This is a genomic window from Roseomonas chloroacetimidivorans (assembly GCF_049629625.1).
Lineage (GTDB): Bacteria > Pseudomonadota > Alphaproteobacteria > Acetobacterales > Acetobacteraceae > Roseomonas > Roseomonas chloroacetimidivorans.
In genome coordinates, this window is sequence record NZ_JBNBZS010000060.1 from 1 (window position 1) to 16858 (window position 16858).

General features: G+C 70.1%; 19 protein-coding genes. 8 read left to right on the forward strand and 11 right to left on the reverse strand.

Features of this window, described 5'->3' with window-relative positions; translation table 11 throughout:
- Nucleotides 1-436, forward strand: a 436-nt coding sequence (locus ACO1BU_RS27330; protein ID WP_424139133.1) for an energy transducer TonB, incomplete at its 5' end; no start/stop codon positions are given.
- Nucleotides 437-472: 36 nt separating this feature from the next.
- Here ACO1BU_RS27330 and ACO1BU_RS27335 read toward each other — a convergent pair.
- Nucleotides 473-1057, reverse strand: a complete 585-nt coding sequence (locus ACO1BU_RS27335; RefSeq protein WP_424139134.1) for a TlpA family protein disulfide reductase — start codon at nt 1055-1057, stop codon at nt 473-475.
- 19 nt (nt 1058-1076) lie between these two features.
- Here ACO1BU_RS27335 and argH point away from each other — a divergent pair, with 19 nt between their 5' ends.
- The 4 genes from argH (at nt 1077) to ACO1BU_RS27355 (ending at nt 4809) form a co-directional block, all read left to right on the forward strand.
- Nucleotides 1077-2486 (forward strand): argininosuccinate lyase, encoded by a 1410-nt coding sequence (argH, locus tag ACO1BU_RS27340; protein ID WP_424139135.1) that lies wholly within the window; start codon nt 1077-1079, stop codon nt 2484-2486.
- Complete coding sequence (locus tag ACO1BU_RS27345) at nt 2483-2713, forward strand: hypothetical protein (protein ID WP_424139136.1); 231 nt, start codon at nt 2483-2485, stop codon at nt 2711-2713. Before argH ends, ACO1BU_RS27345 begins: the two co-directional genes overlap by 4 nt.
- A gap of 15 nt (nt 2714-2728) precedes the next feature.
- Entirely contained in the window at nt 2729-2887 is a 159-nt protein-coding gene (locus ACO1BU_RS27350; protein WP_424139137.1) for a hypothetical protein, read from the forward strand.
- Nucleotides 2888-3075: 188 nt separating this feature from the next.
- The gene (locus tag ACO1BU_RS27355; RefSeq protein WP_424139138.1) at nt 3076-4809 is read left to right on the forward strand and encodes a DEAD/DEAH box helicase; all 1734 of its coding nucleotides are present in this window, start codon (nt 3076-3078) and stop codon (nt 4807-4809) included.
- 45 nt (nt 4810-4854) lie between these two features.
- On the opposite strand, the gene ACO1BU_RS27360 is transcribed toward ACO1BU_RS27355, so the two are convergent.
- On the reverse strand, nt 4855-5652 hold the full coding sequence (locus tag ACO1BU_RS27360; protein WP_424139139.1) for a helix-turn-helix transcriptional regulator: 798 nt from the start codon (nt 5650-5652) through the stop codon (nt 4855-4857).
- Between the two features lie 90 nt (nt 5653-5742).
- Between ACO1BU_RS27360 and ACO1BU_RS27365 the strand changes: the two genes are divergently transcribed.
- A complete protein-coding gene (locus ACO1BU_RS27365; protein ID WP_424139140.1) occupies nt 5743-6507 on the forward strand; it encodes a class I SAM-dependent methyltransferase in 765 nt (254 codons plus the stop codon).
- A gap of 24 nt (nt 6508-6531) precedes the next feature.
- On the opposite strand, the gene murJ is transcribed toward ACO1BU_RS27365, so the two are convergent.
- The 7 genes from murJ to gloB all read right to left on the reverse strand — a co-directional run bounded on the left by murJ (nt 6532) and on the right by gloB (nt 13616).
- Complete coding sequence (gene murJ / locus ACO1BU_RS27370; protein ID WP_424139141.1) at nt 6532-8058, reverse strand: murein biosynthesis integral membrane protein MurJ; 1527 nt, start codon at nt 8056-8058, stop codon at nt 6532-6534.
- A 13-nt stretch (nt 8059-8071) separates the two neighbouring features.
- On the reverse strand, nt 8072-9076 hold the full coding sequence (gene trpS, locus ACO1BU_RS27375) for a tryptophan--tRNA ligase (protein WP_424139142.1): 1005 nt from the start codon (nt 9074-9076) through the stop codon (nt 8072-8074).
- Nucleotides 9077-9183: 107 nt separating this feature from the next.
- Nucleotides 9184-10998: an ATP-binding protein gene (locus ACO1BU_RS27380; RefSeq protein ID WP_424139143.1), complete on the reverse strand. Its 1815-nt coding sequence runs from the start codon at nt 10996-10998 to the stop codon at nt 9184-9186.
- Nucleotides 10999-11147: 149 nt separating this feature from the next.
- Nucleotides 11148-11585 (reverse strand): cupin domain-containing protein, encoded by a 438-nt coding sequence (locus ACO1BU_RS27385; protein ID WP_424139144.1) that lies wholly within the window; start codon nt 11583-11585, stop codon nt 11148-11150.
- On the reverse strand, nt 11582-12175 hold the full coding sequence (locus ACO1BU_RS27390; RefSeq protein WP_424139145.1) for a glutathione S-transferase N-terminal domain-containing protein: 594 nt from the start codon (nt 12173-12175) through the stop codon (nt 11582-11584). Before ACO1BU_RS27390 ends, ACO1BU_RS27385 begins: the two co-directional genes overlap by 4 nt.
- 66 nt (nt 12176-12241) lie before the next feature.
- Nucleotides 12242-12871 carry a flavin reductase family protein gene (locus ACO1BU_RS27395; protein WP_424139146.1) on the reverse strand — a complete coding sequence of 210 codons (630 nt, stop codon included), beginning with the start codon at nt 12869-12871 and terminating at the stop codon, nt 12242-12244.
- 7 nt (nt 12872-12878) lie between these two features.
- Complete coding sequence (gene gloB / locus ACO1BU_RS27400; RefSeq protein WP_424139147.1) at nt 12879-13616, reverse strand: hydroxyacylglutathione hydrolase; 738 nt, start codon at nt 13614-13616, stop codon at nt 12879-12881.
- Nucleotides 13617-13655: 39 nt separating this feature from the next.
- On the opposite strand from gloB, the gene ACO1BU_RS27405 reads away from it, so the two are divergent.
- Together ACO1BU_RS27405 and ACO1BU_RS27410 are read left to right on the forward strand one after the other, a co-directional pair.
- Entirely contained in the window at nt 13656-14468 is an 813-nt protein-coding gene (locus ACO1BU_RS27405; protein WP_424139148.1) for a class I SAM-dependent methyltransferase, read from the forward strand.
- A 45-nt stretch (nt 14469-14513) separates the two neighbouring features.
- Entirely contained in the window at nt 14514-15245 is a 732-nt protein-coding gene (locus ACO1BU_RS27410; protein WP_424139149.1) for a DUF992 domain-containing protein, read from the forward strand.
- 73 nt (nt 15246-15318) lie between these two features.
- On the opposite strand, the gene ACO1BU_RS27415 is transcribed toward ACO1BU_RS27410, so the two are convergent.
- Together ACO1BU_RS27415 and ACO1BU_RS27420 are read right to left on the reverse strand one after the other, a co-directional pair.
- Nucleotides 15319-16233, reverse strand: coding sequence for a 3-hydroxybutyryl-CoA dehydrogenase (locus ACO1BU_RS27415; protein WP_481133244.1), 915 nt, complete (start codon nt 16231-16233; stop codon nt 15319-15321).
- Nucleotides 16230-16858: FAD-binding protein (locus ACO1BU_RS27420; RefSeq protein ID WP_424139150.1), on the reverse strand; the 629-nt coding region annotated here is incomplete at its 5' end. The genes ACO1BU_RS27420 and ACO1BU_RS27415, both read right to left, overlap by 4 nt.

A 16858-nucleotide genomic window follows, 5' to 3' on the forward strand; every position in this document is an offset into this window, starting at 1 on the left:
CGCGCCGCGGCCTACCCCGCCGCCGCAGCCGCGCCGGCCGCAGGTGGCGGAGCAGGCGCCGGTGCAGCCCTATGCGCCGCCCGCGGCCCCAGTGGCACCTGTGGCGCCGACGCCTGCCCCGGCGGCGGCGCCAGCGCGCGCCTCCTCCGTGCCGCCCAGCTATGTCGGGATGATCCAGGCGGCGCTGGCGCGGGTGCAGCGCTACCCCATGGGTGCGCGGGCCCGGCGCGCGGAGGGGGTGGTGATGATGCGCTTCACCCTGGCCCGGGATGGGCGGGTGGTGACGGCGCGCATGGTCCGCAGTTCGGGCGACGAGGATCTGGACGCGGAGGCCGAGGCGATGCTGCAGCGGGTGAACATGCCGCCGCTGCCGAGCGACTGGGGAGAGGCGACCATGGATCTGGTGGTGCCGATCCGGTTCAGCCTTCGGCGGTGAAACAGGGCCGGGGGGACGTATCCCCCCGGCCTTCTTCTATGTTGGCTGCGTCACCGCTTCCCGCTTTCCATCCCCGCAGAGCCGCCGCACATCCGCCAGCAGCGCCGCACCGCTCCAATCCGCCGCGCCTTCCAGCCGTGCGCGTTCACGCCCTTCGCGGTCGATCAGGATGGTGGTGGGAAGGCCGCGGGCGCCGAGGGCGCGGCTGGCGGCGGAGTTGGGGTCCAGCCAGATGCCCAGGTTCTTGATGCCGGTGCGGGCATAGAAGGGCTCCACCTGGGCGCGGCCGTTGCGGTCGGAGGAGGCGGGGACGACCAGGATGTCCTCGGGCGCCAGCAGGGCGGCCAGCCGGTCCAGGGCGGGCATTTCCTCCACGCAGGGCGGGCACCAGGTGGCCCAGAGGTTCAGGACCAGGCCCTTGCCGGCAAAGGAGGCGATGTCGCGGGTCTTGCCCTCGGGGTCGGTGACGGTGAAGGCGGGGAGGGGCTTGGGGCCGTCCTCCTTTAACCTGCCGATGCTTTGCGCCTGTGCTGGACCTGGGGGCAGGGCCGCGCCTAGTGTCCCGCCGGCCAGCAGGGCCCCGATAAGGGTCGCTGCCTCGCGACGCCCGTAAGTCACCACCTGAGAGATCTCCCTTCCCGTGCCCGACGATCACGCCAAGCCGAACAATTCTGCCAACGCCGCTTGGGGCGGGCGCTACGCGGCCGGTCCCTCCGCCATCATGCAGGCGATCAATGCCTCGATCGGTTTCGATCGCAAGATGTGGCGGCAGGACATCAAGGGTTCGCTCGCCCATGCCGCGATGCTGGCGCATGTGGGGATCATCTCCGCAGAGGACGAGGTTGCGATCCGCAAGGGGCTGGAGGCCATCGGCAAGGAGATCGAGGCGGGCGGGTTCCCCTTCAGCGAGGCGCTGGAGGACATCCACATGAATATCGAGGCGCGGCTGACCGAGCGGATCGGCGAGGCCGGCAAGCGCCTGCACACGGCGCGTTCGCGGAACGACCAGGTGGCGCTGGATGTGCGGCTTTGGACGCGGGATGCGATTGACGGGCTGGATGCGCAGATCGCCGATGTGATGCGGGCGCTGGTGGAGCGTGCGGCGGAGCATGCGGACACGGTGATGCCGGGTTTCACCCATCTTCAGCCGGCGCAGCCCACCACCTTCGGGCATCATCTGCTGGCTTATGTCGAGATGCTGTCGCGCGACCGGGGACGGCTGGCGGATGCGCGCCGCCGGCTGAATGAGAGCCCGCTGGGGGCGGCGGCGCTGTGCGGGACGGGGTTCCCGATTGATCGCCACCTGACGGCCAAGGCGCTGGGCTTTGACGGGCCGACGCGGAACAGCCTGGATTCCGTGGCATCCCGCGATTTCGCGCTGGAATTCCTTTCGGCCTGCGCGATCTGCGCGACCCATCTCTCCCGCTTCGCGGAAGAGGTGGTGATCTGGACCAACCCCTATTTCAATTTCATCAAGCTGTCGGACGCCTTCACCACCGGCTCCTCCATCATGCCGCAGAAGCGGAACCCGGATGCGGCGGAGCTGGTGCGGGCGAAGCCCGGGCGGATCACCGGCGCGCTGGTCGGGCTGCTGACGGTGATGAAGGGCCTGCCCCTGACCTATGGGAAGGACATGCAGGAGGACAAGGAAGGCATCTTCGACGCGGCGGAGAACCTGGCCCTGGCCCTGGCCGCGACGGCGGGGATGGTGCGCGACATGCAGCCAGTGGCCGCACGGATGGAGGAGGCCGCAGGGGCCGGCTTCTCCACCGCGACGGATCTGGCGGACTGGCTGGTGCGCGAGTTGAAGCTGCCCTTCCGCGATGCCCACCATGTCACCGGGCGGCTGGTCGCGAAGGCGGAGAGCAAGAACCTGGACCTGTCCGGCCTGACCCTGGCGGAAATGCAGGCGGTGGAGCCGGGCATCACCGAGGGGGTGTTCGACGTGCTGTCGGTCGGGGCCTCGGTACGGTCGCGCATCTCCTATGGCGGAACGGCGCCGGCGAATGTGGCGGCCATGGCGCAGGAATGGCGGGAGAAGCTGGCATGAGGGCGGCGGCCGGGCTGGGTCTCGGGCTGGGGGTGCTGCTGGCGCTGGCGGGCTGCGGACGGGTAGGACCCATCCGGGCGCCGGGGCCGGCCAGCGAGATCATCTATCCGCGCCCCTATCCCTATTTCCCGCGCGACGCCTCCCAGCAGGCGCCCTCCACCTCGGAGGCCGGGCGGTCTTCCGTGCCGGACAACCTGCCGGTCGCGCGGCCGGCGAGCCCGCGCTGAGCAGGAGAGCAGCGGATGCGCGGCCTCTCGCTGGTCCTGTTGGCAGGCGGTGCGGTGGGGGTGATCGCGACCTTCGTGCTGGCGGCGATGGGTGACACAACGGGGGCGATGCGGGCGGCGACGGGCGCCTGCTCGGCCCTGATTCTCGGGATGGTGCTCCACCGGCGCGGGTGAGATGGGCCCGCGCAGGGCTGGAATGCGGGCTTACCGGTTGCGGCCTGCGGAAGGGGCACCGATATGGGGCGCTGCGCAGGGCTGTGCCTTGTGCCTCGCTCTTCCCGCCGCGCCGACCCCCCGCGCCACGTCGTGCCCCGAAGCACGCTGCCGCGTCCAGGCGCCGCTTTTTCTTGGACGCCTGCTTCATGTCTTTCGACACTCTTCCCACGCCGCTTCGCGATGCGCTTTCCGCCCGCGGCTATGCCAATCCCACCCCCGTGCAGGCCGCCGTGCTGGCCGATGGCACCGCGGGGCGCGACCTGCTGGTTTCGGCCCGGACCGGGTCGGGCAAGACGGTGGCCTATGGGCTGGCCCTGGCTGGCAATCTGTTGGGCGACGCCGCCCGCCTGCCGCCGCCCGGTGCGCCGCTTGCGCTGATCGTCGCACCGACGCGCGAACTGGCGCTGCAGGTGAAGGCGGAGCTGAGCTGGCTCTACGGGCCGGCCGGTGGGCGCGTGGCTTCCTGCGTCGGCGGCATGGACCCGGCGACGGAGCGGCGCGTGCTGCAATCGGGCGCGCAGATCGCCGTGGGCACCCCTGGCCGCGTGCGCGACCATATCGAGCGCGGCAACCTGAAGACCGACGCCATCCGGGCCGTGGTGCTGGATGAGGCGGATGAGATGCTGGACCTCGGCTTCCGCGAGGAGCTGGAGGCGATCCTGAGCGCGCTGCCGGAGGGGCGGCGGACGCTGCTGTTCTCGGCCACGGTGCCCACCGGCATTGCGAAGATGGCCAAGCAGTTCCAGCGCGACGCGCTGCGGATCGAGGCGACCTCCGGCGACGAGCCGCATGGCGATATCAGCTATCGCGCCGCGCTGGTTTCCCCGGGCGATGTGGAGCGGGCCGTGGTGAATGCGCTGCGGCTGGAGGATGCGCCGATCTCGATGGTGTTCTGCGCCACCCGGGCAGCGGTGAACCGGCTGCACGGGAACTTGGCGGAGCGTGGCTTCGCGGCGGTGGCGCTTTCGGGCGAGCTTTCACAGGCGGAGCGGACGCGGGCCTTGCAAAGCCTGCGTGACCGCAAGGCGCGCATCTGCGTGGCCACCGATGTGGCGGCGCGCGGCATTGACCTGCCGGAGCTGGACCTGGTGATCCATGCGGAACTGCCGCGTGATCCCGAGACGCTGTTGCACCGTTCAGGCCGCACGGGCCGGGCGGGCCGCAAGGGCGTGAGCCTGCTGATCGTGCCGCCTGCCCGCCGCCGCCTGGCGGAGCGGCTGCTGCAGGTTGCGAAGGTGGACGCGGTCTGGGGGCCGGCGCCTTCCGCCGAGCAGGTGCGGGCAAAGGATGCCGAGCGCATCGCGGCCCGCGCGACGGAAATCCTGGGGGAAGAGGCTGCGGAGGAGGATCTGGCGATCGCCCGGACGATCACCGGCCTGTCCGGCGATCCGGCGGGGTGGAGCCGATCGGAAGGTGATGCGGCGCCTTCGGGTGTCGATCCGCTCGCCCTGGCGGCGGCCCTGGTGAAGATGCTGCGCGCGCCGCTGCCGGCGCCCGAGGAGTTGTCTTCGGTGGGTGAGCGGCCGCGCCGTGGGCCCGTAGCCGACGGGCCGCGCGGCTTCGGGGCGGATGGTGGTCCTCACCGGAGTGCCGGTGGCCCGCCCCCACCTTCCGAGGGCGTGTGGTTCCGCGTGGGCGTGGGGCGTGACGGCCAAGCCGATCCGCGCTGGCTGTTGCCCTTCCTGTGCAAGCGGGGCGATGTGTCGCGCAACGAGATCGGGCGGATCCGCATCCTCGGGCATGAGACGCAGGTCGAGGTGGCGCCCTATGCGGCGGCCCATTTCGCGGAGAATGCGCGCAAGCCCGGCGGCGAGGACGCGCATATCCGGGTGGAGGCGATGCAGCCGCTTCCGCGGGCGCCCCGGCGGAAGCGCGCCTGACGCGCGTGCCGTTTTCCGGGATGGCGGTTGCCATCCCGGGCCGGTTCATGCTGCCGCGGGCAGCAGCATGACAAGCTTGTGGCCGGGATGGGCCGCCGGAACCAGGGTGACCTGCTCGTAGCGCAGAGTGCCGTGCTGCGGGTGGTTGAAGCGCCGCGCGCCGCCCTCCCGCGCCAGGACGGCATGACTGTTCCAGAAACGCGCGAAGGTATCGCTGCTGCGCAGCAGTTCCTGCACCAGGGCCTGCATGGCGGGATCCTCGGGATCATGGGCGGTATCGGCGCGGAATTCGGCCAGCAGGCGGCGTGCGCGGTTATCCCAGTCCTCGATGAAATCGCGTGCTGCCGCGTCGCGGAACACCCAGCGCAGCAGGCAGGTCTCGCCGCTTCCGAACCAGGGCGCGAAGAGGCGGCCGGCCGGCACGTTCCAGCCACGGACATGCCAGAGCCGGTCGAGCAGATAGGCCGGGGCTTCGGTGGTCCGTAGCACAGCCAGCAACTCGGGCGGGGCCGTGTCGGGCTCGGCGGTGGCGGCGGGTGGGGCCGGATCGCGGCGGCGCGCCAGTTCGAAAAGATAGGTGCGCTCCGGCGGGCTCAGGCGCAGCGCATCGGCTAGCCGCGCCAGGGCGGCGGCGGAAAGGGCAATGTCCCGCCCCTGCTCGACCCAGGTGTACCAGGTGGTGCTGAGGCCACAGAGCTGGGCCACTTCCTCCCGCCGGAGGCCGGGTGTGCGGCGGCGCCCCAGCGGATTGGTCGGCTGCCCCGCGAGAGCGGGGGCGAGCGCCTCTCTATGGGCGCGGAGGAAGGCGCCGAGGAGGCGCCGCTGCTCGGCTGCGATCGGCATGGGGGAAGAGAAGATACCAGTATATCCGCCCCGATTATACCGGCTTGCGGGCCGGTGCAGAAAGGCCGCCTAACCCCGGAGAGACAGGCCATGAGCGCGTCACAGCATGAATTCGCCGCCACGCAATACGGTGTACGGGCCAAGGACTACGTGACCAGTATCGTTCACAGCAGCGGCGCCGACCTGGATCAGATCGAGGCCGAGTTGCGCGGTCAGCGCACGGCCCGCGTGCTGGACCTGGGCTGCGGGGGCGGGCATGTCAGCTATCGCGCGGCGCCGCATGTGGCCGAGGTCGTCGCCTGCGATGTAACGCCGGACATGCTGAAGGCGGTGGCCGACACGGCGGCCGAGCGGGGCTTCTCCAACATCGCCGTGCGGCAGGCGCCGGCGGAGCGGCTGCCCTTCGAGGATGCATTTTTCGACTTCGTCCTGTGCCGCTTCACCGTGCATCATTGGCAGGACATGGAGGCCGGGCTGCGGGAGGCGCGGCGGGTGCTGAAGCCTGATGGCCGCGCGATTTTCGTCGATACCGTCGCACCTGGGGATCCCGTGCTGGATACGCATTTGCAGGCGGTCGAGCTGTTGCGGGACGCGTCCCATGTCCGGAACTACACCGTCGCGGAGTGGGTTCCCGCCCTGTCGCGCGCCGGCTTCATGGTGGAGGGGCTGACGCTGCGCCGGCTGCGGATGGAGTTCCCGAGCTGGATCGCCCGCACGCGGGCCCCCGCGAAGCATGCCGAAGCCATCCGGTCCCTTCAGGATGGGGCGCCGCCGATCGTGCGGAGGCATTTCGCCCTGGGAGAGGATGGCAGCTTCGATCTGGAGGCGGTGACCTTCCTCGCGCGGCCTCGCTGAGCGGGGCGGCGGTTCTCCGGCTGGTCACCGGCGGCGGCGCAACTCGCTGAGGCGCAACGCGCCGATGGCCTGCGCGATTCCGAAATAGGTGGCCAGCCCCGCCGCGACGTAAACCGCGAGCACCACCAGGCGTGCCGTCGATCCCACCGCCTCCGGCATCACCATGCGCAGGACCAGCAGCACGATCGTCATGGCCAGGGTGGCGATGAGCAGGCGCGGCAGGCGGCGGCGCAGGCGGCGGTCGGGGCGCCACTGGTTGCGGCGGCGCAGGAGCCAGGCCAGGACGATGACGTTGACCCAGGCGGAGATGCCGGTTGCCAGGGCGATGCCGACATGGGCGAGGAAACGCGTGAGGATCAGGTTCAGCGCGAGATTCAGCACCACGATGCAGAGGCCGACCTTCACGGGGGTGGCCGTGTCGCCGCGCGCGAAGAAGCCGGGGACATAGGCCTTCACCAGGATGAAGGCAGGCAGGCCAAGGGCATAGACGGTGAGGGCGGCGGCCGTTGCGGCCGCTTCCAATTCTCCAAAGGCGCCACGGAGGAAGAGGGCGGCGATGATGGGCCAGGCGAGCACGGCCTGGGCCGCGGCCGCGGGCAAGGCGAGTGCGAGGGAGAATTCCAGGGCCCGGTTGATCGTGCGATGGGCGGAAAGTGGCTTTCCGCCGCGGATCTGCTTCGCGAGCAGCGGCAGCATCGCCGTGCCGACGGCGGCGCCGATGACGCCGAGCGGAAGCTGGCCGATGCGGTCCGCGTAATAGAGGTAGGACACGGCGCCGGGCGGCAGGAGGGAGGCGATGATGACGTCCACCGCCAGGTTGAGCTGGGTGACGCCGGCGCCGACGAGGCCGGGCAGCATGCGGCGGAGCACATCCCGCACCTCGGGCGTGAGGCGGGGGAGCGAGATGATCCGCATGGGCATGCCGGCGCGGGCGGCGGCGATCCAGACCAGGAGCAGCTGCGCGGCGCCGGAAATGGTGACGCCCCAGGCAAGGGCGTGGCCGGGCGTCGCGACGTAGGGCGTGAGCGCGAAGAGCGCGGCCATGGAGAGAAGATTGAACAGGATGGGCGCACCGGCGGCGGCGGCGAAGCGGTCCAGCCCATTCAGTACGCCGGAGATGAGCGCGGTGAGGCAGATGAAGACGAGATAGGGGAAGGTGATCCGCGTCATCTCGACCGCGAGCTGGAAGCGGACCGGTTCATCCGCGAAGCCTGGGGCAAGGACGTGCAGCACTTGGGGCATGAAGACGAGGCCGAGGCCGGTGAGCAGGGTCAGCCACAGCGTCATCAGCGTGGACATGCGCTCCGCCAGGGCGCGGGCCTGGGCGGGGCCGTTCAGGGTGAGCGTGGCGGCGAAGGCGGGGACGAAGGCGGCGTTGAAGGCGCCTTCGCCGAAGAGCCGCCGGAAGAGGTTCGGCAGCTTGAGTGCGATGAAGAAGGCATCCGCGATCGGGCCGGCGCCGAGGCTGGCCGCGATCAGCATGTCACGCAGGAAGCCGAGAAGGCGGCTGGCCATGGTCCAGCCGCCGACGGTGAGGATGCCCTTCAGCACGCGGTGGGACGGGTCAGCGTGGCGGCAGGAAGCCGACCAGCTCCTCCGCCTTGTTCACGATCGGCTCCGCGATGGCGCGGGCGCGGTCGGCGCCCTTTCGCAGCAGCGAATCCACGGCGCCGGGATCGGCCAGCAAGCGGCGGGTCTCATCGGCGATCGGGGTGAGATGGGCGACGAGCGCATCCGCCAGCACGCCCTTGAAGGTGCCGAAACCCTGGCCGCCATACTCGCGCAGCACATCTTCCGGCGTGGTGTCGGTGATGGCGGCGAGGATGCCGACGAGGTTGCGCGCCTCCGGGCGGCCTTCCAGGCCCTGGACCTCGGAAGGCAGGGGCTCGGGGTCCGTCTTCGCGCGGCGGATCTTGAGGGAGATGGTGTCGGCATCATCGGTCAGGTTGATGCGCGACTGGTCGGAGGGATCCGACTTGCTCATCTTCTTCGTGCCGTCGCGCAGCGACATCACGCGGGCGGCGACGCCCATGATGTGGGCGTCAATATGCGGGAAGAAATCCACGCCGTAGTCGTGGTTGAACTTCTCAGCGATGTCGTTCGCCAGCTCCAGGTGCTGCTTCTGGTCCTCGCCCACCGGCACGCGGGTGGCGTGATAGGCGTGGATGTCGGCGGCCATGAGGTTCGGATAGACATAGAGGCCGCTGCCCGCATTCTCGCGATCCTTGCCGGCCTTGTCCTTGAACTGGGTCATGCGGTTCAGCCAGCCGATGCGGGCGACGCAGTTGAAGATCCAGGCCAGGCGCGTATGCGCGTGCACATGCGACTGCACGAAGAGGATGCAGCGGTTCGGGTCGAGCCCGCAGGCGAGCAGGGCGGCGGCCATGTCACGCGTCTGGCGCGTCAGCTCCTTCGGGTCCTGCCACTGCGTGATGGCGTGCTGGTCCACCACGCAGAAGATGCTCTCATGCGTGTCCTGCATCGGTACCCAGTTGCGGATGGCGCCCAGATAGTTACCGAGGGTCGGGACGCCAGACGGCTGGATGCCGGAGAAAACGCGCTGGGACATAGGGAGAAGGGCTCCTGGCCCGGCCGGCGGTTGGAGCGCCGGGGGCTTCGTTGTGTGGGGTTCGGTGTCCCCCTCCGGGCAGGCGGCGTCAAGGCGCCGGGCCCGGCTCAGGCGTGAGCCTGTTCCGTGGTGGCTAGAGCGGCGAGAAGCACCTGGCGTTCCACCGGCTTCGGAATGTGGCCGTTCATGCCCGCGGCCAGGCAGGCCGCGATCTGGTCGGGCATGGCGCTGGCCGAGATGGCCAGGATGCGCAGCCGGGCGGCCGGGCCGGGCAGGGCGCGGACGCGGCGGGTGGTCTCCAGCCCGTCCATCCCGGGCATCAGCACGTCCATCAGCACGAGGTCGGGCAGCGGGCCTTCCCCGGCCAGGACGGCGAGGGCAGCATGGCCGCTCGATACCTCCTCCACGCGATGGCCGGCACGTTCAAGCATGACGCGCAGGATGAGGCGGTTCACGGCCACGTCGTCCACGATCAACACATGCAGGCTTGTGGGGCAGATTAAGCCGGGCTCGGGCGCCGCCACGGGCGGCGGGGGCTCGCATTCGGGCAGAGGAAGCCAGGCCTCGAAGACACTTCCCCGGCCGCCCGGGGCGGTGCCGAAGCGGATGGAGCCATCCATTGCCTGGGCGAGACCGGCGGAGATGGCGAGGCCGAGGCCGGTGCCATCGCCCTTGGCGGCCTCCCGCGTCGCACGGGTGTAATCCTCGAAGAGGCGGCTGCGGAAATCCTCGGGCACGCCCGGGCCGTCATCGATGACGGTCATGATAAGGCCGCCCCCGGCGCGGCGGTGGACGGAGAGGGTGACTTTGCCGGCGGCCGGGGTGAACTTCACCGCATTTCCCAGCAGGTTGTGCAGGATCTGGCGCACCCGCAGCGGATCGCAGAGCACCGCCCGCGGCAGGTCGGGCGCGGCGTCCAGGCAAAGCTTCACGCCCTTGGCCTCGGCGGCGGCGCGGGCGATGCCGGCGGCATCCTCCAGCAGCGGCGGAAGATGGGTGGGAACGGGCACCAGCTCCAGCCGCCCGGCCTCGATCGCGGAAAGGTCGAGCACGTCGTTCAGCAGGTCGTTCAGGTGGCGGCCGGCACGCTCCAGCAGGGCCGCGCGTTCCCGCTGCTCGCCGGTCAGATCGGGATCGGATTCGAGGAGCTGGGCGAGGCCAAGGACGCCATTGAGCGGGGTCCGCAACTCATGGCTCAGATGGGCGAGGAAGCGGGTCTTGCCGGCACTGGCGCGGTCGGCTGCGTCGCGAGCCGCGCGGAGGGCGGCATTGGCCTCGAGCCCCTCCTTCTCGCGAAGCAGGGCCACGATGGCAAGGGCGGTGCTGCCGCCCAGGGCGGTTCCGACGATGACGAGGATGTCGAGCCAGAGACCGACGGGCAGGCCCTCTGCCGAGGCGTGGATGGGGCCGAGGATGAGAAAGGGAACCCGGAGCAGATAAGCGCCCGCATTGGCGATGAGGATACCGATGATCAGGGGAAGCGAGCGCAACGGGCGCCGGGCGCCACCGCGTCGGAATTCCCAGGCGGCAGCAAGATAATAGACGGCCGCCACCAGGCCCATGGCGAAGACGCGGGCGCCGATACTGTCGTAGAAGGCCGGAACCTGGCAGGCGGCCAGCCAGGCCAGAGCCCCACCGGCTGTCAGGACGGGCCGGACGCGCAGGCCGTTGAACTGGCGGGCTCCCGCCCAGATCAGCCCGTAGCAGACTGCCATCAGGGCATTGCCGAGCTGGATCGAAAGGAGGTCAGGCACCAGCCCCCGCATCGCCAGCAGGGGCAGGGCGATGGCCGCTATCGAATGGCCGATGCCCCAGCTGGCAACAGCCATATCCCGGCGGTTCTGGACCCAAAGAAAGAGGAGGATGGCCCCGCAGGTCGCCGCCAGAGCGAAGCTGAGGACAAAGGCGGTCGGGGCGTGCAACAAACCTGCCGGCCTCCCCCGGCGCTTGCTGCCGTAAACTACGGCGGGCCGAAGGGTCAACGAAAAGTGAGGTGGCCTAAATCCCGACTGGTTCAGCGGTTTTTTCCGCCATGAGCGGTCCGGTGCTGCCTTTGCCCCTGGGGCCGGTTTCAGCCGGGTTCCCAGCCTCCAGGCGCCATCTCGAAACCGGCGAAGGTGAAAGCGGGGCTGACCGTGCAGCCCACCAGGGTCCAGGCGCCGAGGCTTTCCGCGGCCTGCCAATGGCCCTTCGGAACCACGGCGAAGAGGGCTTCGCCGGAGGAGAGGTCCGGGCCGAGGCGCTGGGCCACCGGGGAGCCGCCATCCGAGACGCGCAGGGCGAGGGGGGCGCCGGCATGCCAGTGCCATCCCTCGGCGGCATCCACGCGGTGCCAGTGGCTGCGTTCCCCGGCGGCGAGGAGGAAGAGGATGGAGGTGCCGGCGCCGCGGCTGCCATCGGGTGGGGTGTCGCGCCAGGTCTCCCGGTAATGGCCGCCCTCCGGATGGGGGCGGAGATCCAGGGCGGCGATGACGGTGGCGGGGTCCAGGCCGGGGTCGCGCAGGTTCATGCGGGGGCTGTGCTCGCCAGGGCGGGCAGGGCGGCGACCGAGGCGAGCCAGGCGGCGAGGTTCGGGCGGCTGTCGCGCCAGGGCTCGGCCGGGAAGCGCAGGTCGAGATAGCCGAGGGCGCAGGCGACCGCGACGGCGCCGACATCATTCAGGCCCTGGGGCGGGTCGGCTTCGAGGCGGTCGAGGCCGCGTTCGATGACCTTCTTCTGGCGGGCGTCGAACTTGGCGCGGCCCTCGTCCTGCGGCCAGGCCATCTGGACGCGGCGGGCCACGGCGGCGTCCAGGATGCCGTCGGCCAGGGCCTGCATGGTACCGGCGCGCAGGCGGGCAGGGCCGGCGGGCGGCATCAGGGGCGGGGCATCGCCGAGCGTGTCGAGATAGTCGCAGATCACCGGGCTGTCGAAGATGGCCGTTCCGTCTTCGAGGAGGAGGACGGGGATCTTGCCGAGGGGATTTGCGGCCAGGAGCTCCGGCGGGCGGTCCTGGGGGCTGGTCGGCACGATCTCGATCCCCGCATCAACGCCGCGCAGGATGGCGCAGGCGCGGACCTTGCGGGCGAAGGGGCTGCTGGAGGAGGCGAGGAGGCGCATGGGCGATTCCGTGTGGCTTTGGCGGCAGGTTAGGCCGGCGCACCCCATGCGGCGAGATGCCGGGGCTCAGCGCCCGGGAACCGCTGGAAAGCTTCCCTCGTCCGTCGGGCGCAAAGCCTCGAACAGCTCGGTGACATGGACGTAGTCGCGGTAGCCGCTGCGGGCGATGGTGCCGGCGGCGACCATGTCGAAGCGGCCATCGCGGAGATAGCGCTCGTCGATATGGACGCCGACGACCTGGCCGATGGTGAGGAAGCCGTTGCTCGGGCGTCCGTCCTGGTCGTGCAGTTCCATGGCATGGACGACGCGGCATTCGAGGGCGGCGGGGCTTTCCGCCACCCGGGGCGGGCGGACCAGGCGGCTGGGGGCGGCCTGGATGCTGGCGGCCTCGAACTCGCTCACCCCCTCCGGCTGATTGCCGGAGGAGGCGTTCATCGCCTCGAACAGCGCGCGGGTGGCGAGGCTGAAGGTGAATTCGCCCGTCGCGCGGGCATTGGCGGCGGAGTGCTTCAGCCCCTCGCTGCCGAAGGCGATCATCGGCGGCGCGTTATGGACGATCGCGAAGTAGCTGTAGGGGGCGAGGTTCGTGCGGCCCTGCGCGTCGATAGTGGAGATCCAGCCGATCGGGCGCGGGGCCACGATCGCCTTGAAGGGATCCCAGGGCAGGCCGTGGCCGTTTCTCGGTTCGTAGAACATCGGGGCTTCAGCCCTTGAAGACGTCCTTGGCCTTCCGGCGTTCGGCGAGCTGCTCCACATCCTTCGCGCGCAGGAAGGGGTTGGTGGCACGTTCCTGGTCCAGCGTGGTGGGGACGGTGGCCTTGCCCTCCTTGCGGAGGTGGCGGACCTCTTCGGCGCGGGCCTTCAGGGCGGCGTTGTCCGGCTCCACCGTCAGGGCGAAGCGGGCGTTGCTCTCGGTGTATTCATGGCCGCAGAGGACCAGTGTGTCGCCGGGCAGGGCGTCGAGCAGACGGAGCGCGCGGTACATGTCGGCGGGCGTACCCTCCAGCAGGCGCCCGCAGCCGAGGGAGAAGAGGGTGTCGCCGCAGAGCACCGCATGGGCATCGGCGATGTAGAGGGCGATATGGCCGAGCGTGTGGCCGGGGCTGTCCAGGACCTCGATCGTGGCGCTGCCGAGCGGCACATGGTCGCCAGGGCGCACGGAGAGGTCGAGCTTCGGCAGGCGGTGGGCATCGGCAGCGGCGCCCAGCACCTTGGCGCCGGTGGCCTTCACCACTTCCGCCACGCCGTCGATATGGTCGGGGTGGTGATGGGTCAGCAGCACCCAGTCCAGCCGGCCGGGCTCGGGCATGGTCTTCAGGGCGGCCAGATTCGGGGCGGCCTCGCCGGGATCGCAGAGGGCGACCAGGCCGGTGGCCTCGTCCCGCAGCAGCCAGGCATAGTTGTCGGAGAGGTTGGGCACGGCCCGGATCGTCCACGTCATCGCCTGTCTCCCTGGCTTCGGACATCCTATATCTACGTCATGGCCGCCGAGGTCCACTTCACCGCCCGCGGTTTGCAGGGCTTCTACGACGCGCCGCTGGGGGCGGTGACCCGGCGCATCCTGCGCGCGCGGCTGCGGCAGGTCTGGCCGGAGCTGACGGGGCGGGAGGTGCTAGGGCTGGGCCATGCCGGGCCCTATCTGCGCCTTTGGCGGCGCGGGGCGGCGCGACTGGTTTCGGCCACGCCCGCGACGCTGGCCGGGACCGGCATGTTGGCCTGGCCGCCCGATGGGCGTTGTGCCGCGACGCTGGCCGATGAGGACCGGCTGCCCTTCGCCGACCTGTCCTTCGACAACATCCTTCTGGTGCACGGGCTGGAGGCGGCGGAGAACGCCCGCCGGATGCTGCGCGAGGCTTGGCGGGTGCTGCGGCCTGAGGGGAGGCTGCTGGCGGTGGTGCCCAACCGGCGTTCGGTCTGGGCACATCTGGAGCACACTCCTTTCGGCCATGGGCAACCCTATTCCCCCGGCCAACTCGCCCGGTTGCTGGAGCGGTCGATGTTCGAGGTGGAGCGGCGGGAGGCGGCGCTTTTCATCCCGCCCTTCGGGTTCCGGCCGCTGCTGAAGGGCGCGCGGCTTTGGGAAGCGGCAGGCCGGGCCCTGGCGCCGCAATTCGGTGGCGTGACCCTGATCGAGGCGAAAAAGTCGGTTCTGGGGCTGATTCCGACCGCCCGGGCGCCTGCGCGGCCGCGGCGCGTGCTGGTGCCGCAGCCCGGCTGGGCGGTGGCGGATGAAGCCAGGGCGGGGGCCGTACGTTCTTCGGTATCGGCCGGGAAGGCGAGGGAGACGGGCTGACGAATTCCTCGCGTTTCCGGACGGGAATATCGAGGAATCGACGCCATGACACGCGTTTCGGCCCGGCCGTTCCTGGCGGCCGTGGTTGTTTTTTTGACTGCCGGCCCCGCCCTGGCGCAGAGCAAAGACGAGGCTGCCGGGCCGCCGCCGGTCGTTCATGTTCCACCGGCGCCGGGCGACAAACCCCTGGTCAGCGCCGCACCGGCCCCGACCGTGGTGGTGCCCGGCCAGCCTGCCGCACCGGGGGCGGTGGTGGTTCAGCAGCAGCCCTCGCAGGTCCAGATGGTGCCGGGAGTCGTCCTGCCGCCGGGCAGCGCGATTCCGCCGGGCATGGTCCAGACGGGCACGGTGATGGTGCAGCCCCAGCGGCCCGCCGGCAATGCGCGCGTGGGGCGACTGCAATGCGACGTCTCCGGCGGCGTCAGCTTTGTTTTCGGCTCCACCCGCAATCTGTCCTGCGAGTTCCGGCCGGCCAATGGGCCTGTGGAGCGCTATGTCGGCGAGATCCGGCGTTTCGGCGTCGATATCGGCGTCACGGGCCGCGGCACGATGCTGTGGGATGTCGTGAGCACCGGCCAGAATATCGGGCCGGGCAGCCTGGCGGGCAATTATGGTGGCGCGTCGTCCAATGTGTCGGCGGGCGTGGGCGTCGGCAGCGCGGTGCTGGTCGGCGGTAGCGGGAGTCAGGTGACGCTGCAGCCGCTGGCCATTGAGAGCAGCACCGGGGTGAATCTGGCTGCCGGCATCGCGGAACTGAGCCTGCGCTCCGCGGGGTGAGGGAACACGCCCCAAACTTGAAGAGAAAGATAAGGGGCCCGGGGAGAATTCCTTCTCCCCGGCTTTTTTCCCCTTAACGCGTCGGCCGCGGCTGATCGCCTGAATAGTCGTAGAAGCCGCGCCCGGTCTTCCGGCCGAGCCAGCCGGCCTCGACATATTTCACCAGAAGCGGGCAGGGCCGGTACTTGCTGTCGCTCATGCCCTGGTAGAGCACCTGCATGATGGAAAGGCAGGTATCCAGGCCAATGAAATCCGCCAGTTCCAGCGGACCCATGGGCTGGTTGGTACCGAGCTTCATGCCGGTATCGATGGAGACGACATCGCCCACGCCCTCATGCAGGGCATAGACGGCTTCGTTGATCATCGGCAGCAGGATGCGGTTGACGATGAAGCCCGGGAAGTCCTCGCTGGTCGCGGTGGTCTTGCCCATGCGGCGGGCGAGGGCTTCGACGGCCTGGTAGGTGGGCTCATCGGTCGCGATGCCGCGGATCACCTCCACCAGCTTCATCACCGGCACCGGATTCATGAAATGCATGCCGATGAAGCGCGCCGGGCGGTCGGAAGCGGCCGCGAGACGGGTGATGGGAATGGAGGAGGTGTTGGTCGCGAGGATCGCGGAGGGCTTCAGATGCGGGCAGAGCGACCCGAAGATGGACTTCTTCAGATCTTCCCGCTCAGTCGCCGCCTCGATGACGATGTCGGCATCCGAAAGGGCCGACATTTCGGTGCCGGTGGTGATGCGGGCGAGGGCCGCGTCGCGGTCCTCGGCCGAAAGGGCGCCCTTGGAGACCTGACGCTCCATGTTCTTCTTGATGGTGGAGAGCGCCTTTTCCAGCGCCTCCGCCTTCACGTCGATCATGGTGACGGCCAGGCCGGCCTGGGCCGCGACATGCGCGATGCCATTGCCCATCTGGCCGGCGCCGATGACGCCGACGGAGTTAATGCTCGGTTGGGTGCCGCCTGCGGCGGCGGGCGGCACCTCGCTCACTTGGAGAGCTCCGCCTCGAGCTCCGGGATCACCTTGAAGATGTCGCCGACCAGGCCGTAATCGGCGACCTGGAAGATCGGTGCCTCCTCGTCCTTGTTGATGGCGACGATGACCTTGCTGTCCTTCATGCCGGCCAGGTGCTGGATCGCGCCCGAGATGCCGAAGGCCATGTAGAGCTCAGGCGCGACGATCTTGCCGGTCTGGCCGACCTGCAGGTCGTTCGGCGCGTAGCCGGCATCCACCGCGGCACGGGAGGCGCCGACGGCGGCGCCGAGCTTGTCCGCGATGCCGTCCAGGATCTTGAAGTTCTCCGCCGAGCCGATGGCACGGCCGCCGGAGACGACCACGCGGGCAGCGGTCAGCTCGGGGCGCTCGCTCTTCACGATCTCGGCGCCGACGAAGGAGGAGACGCCCGGGTCGGCGGCGGGCTGCGCCGGCTCGATCGGGGCGGAGCCGCCCTCGGGGGCCGCCGGGTCGAAAGAGGCGGCGCGGACGGTGATCACCTTCTTCGCGTCCGAGGACTGCACCGTCGCCAGCGCGTTGCCCGCATAGATCGGGCGCACGAAGGTGTCGGCATCCACGATGCCCGAGATGTCGCTGATCGGCTGCACGTCGAGCAGCGCGG

What these genes read in the sequence shown, in the direction of transcription:
- ACO1BU_RS27345 (WP_424139136.1), top strand. Translation starts at nt 2,483, where the DNA reads ATGAGGGCGGCGGCCGGGCTGGGTCTCGGGCTGGGGGTGCTGCTGGCG.
- ACO1BU_RS27350 (WP_424139137.1), top strand. Translation starts at nt 2,729, where the DNA reads ATGCGCGGCCTCTCGCTGGTCCTGTTGGCAGGCGGTGCGGTGGGGGTG.
- ACO1BU_RS27355 (WP_424139138.1), top strand. Translation starts at nt 3,076, where the DNA reads ATGTCTTTCGACACTCTTCCCACGCCGCTTCGCGATGCGCTTTCCGCC.
- ACO1BU_RS27360 (WP_424139139.1), bottom strand. Translation starts at nt 5,652, where the DNA reads ATGCCGATCGCAGCCGAGCAGCGGCGCCTCCTCGGCGCCTTCCTCCGC.
- ACO1BU_RS27365 (WP_424139140.1), top strand. Translation starts at nt 5,743, where the DNA reads ATGAGCGCGTCACAGCATGAATTCGCCGCCACGCAATACGGTGTACGG.
- trpS (WP_424139142.1), bottom strand. Translation starts at nt 9,076, where the DNA reads ATGTCCCAGCGCGTTTTCTCCGGCATCCAGCCGTCTGGCGTCCCGACC.
- ACO1BU_RS27385 (WP_424139144.1), bottom strand. Translation starts at nt 11,585, where the DNA reads ATGAACCTGCGCGACCCCGGCCTGGACCCCGCCACCGTCATCGCCGCC.
- ACO1BU_RS27390 (WP_424139145.1), bottom strand. Translation starts at nt 12,175, where the DNA reads ATGCGCCTCCTCGCCTCCTCCAGCAGCCCCTTCGCCCGCAAGGTCCGC.
- ACO1BU_RS27395 (WP_424139146.1), bottom strand. Translation starts at nt 12,871, where the DNA reads ATGTTCTACGAACCGAGAAACGGCCACGGCCTGCCCTGGGATCCCTTC.
- gloB (WP_424139147.1), bottom strand. Translation starts at nt 13,616, where the DNA reads ATGACGTGGACGATCCGGGCCGTGCCCAACCTCTCCGACAACTATGCC.
- ACO1BU_RS27405 (WP_424139148.1), top strand. Translation starts at nt 13,656, where the DNA reads ATGGCCGCCGAGGTCCACTTCACCGCCCGCGGTTTGCAGGGCTTCTAC.
- ACO1BU_RS27410 (WP_424139149.1), top strand. Translation starts at nt 14,514, where the DNA reads ATGACACGCGTTTCGGCCCGGCCGTTCCTGGCGGCCGTGGTTGTTTTT.